The organism is Mesorhizobium sp. M2A.F.Ca.ET.067.02.1.1 (genome assembly GCF_004023285.1).
Lineage (GTDB): Bacteria > Pseudomonadota > Alphaproteobacteria > Rhizobiales > Rhizobiaceae > Mesorhizobium.
The window spans coordinates 1-696 of record NZ_RZSB01001330.1 but is presented as its reverse complement, the minus strand read 5'-3'; the positions used below and the strand labels follow the sequence as shown (position 1 = coordinate 696).

General features: G+C 64.7%; 1 protein-coding gene. It reads left to right on the top strand.

Annotation, left to right across the window (positions count from 1 at the left end; translation table 11 throughout):
• A partial coding sequence (locus tag EOA28_RS37635) for a DUF2865 domain-containing protein (RefSeq protein ID WP_128315940.1) occupies positions 1-696 on the top strand: 696 nt, incomplete at both ends.

Here is a 696-nt window from a genome sequence, read left to right as displayed (position 1 = left end):
ATGTCAGCCAGTGCGCGGCGATCAACGCCTCGATAGAGCGCATGAACGCCAATCTCGACACTTTGCAGGCCAAGCGCGAGCGGCTTGCCGCCGGTGGCACGCGGCGCGACCGCAGTCGTATCCTGGCGGCGCTCGATGCCAACAACTGCCGCGACGACGAGATCGCGCCGCAACGCGCGCCGCTTCAGGAGGCTTCCCGCGACAATGGCGGCGGCAATCTGTTCGAGCAGCTTTTCGGCCGCCAGGACGAGCAGCTCGAAACGCCCGACGCTCCTGACATGCCGGACACGGCGGACGTGCCGCTTGATGATCCGAGCGTGCGCAACATCCGCCGCGTCATCAACCAGCCGGACGGCATGGACCTGCCGCGCTTGGGCGGCGAGTTCCGCACCATGTGCGTGCGCACCTGCGACGGCTATTTCTACCCGATGTCCAACGCCGCCTCCGTCGGCGATTTCGAACGCGACCAGAAGAATTGCGAATCGAGCTGCCCCGGCACCGAGATGCAGGTCTTCTATTCGCGTGGGATGGACGACGATTCGGGATCGATGACCTCCTCGGTCACCGGCCAACCCTACAGCTCGCTGCCGACCGCCTATCTCTACAAGCAGGCCAATTATTCGCGGCCCACTTGCGGATGCAACGCGCAGGCCGGCAATTTTACGATCATCGGCGGCAATCCGCCCAACCCCGAAC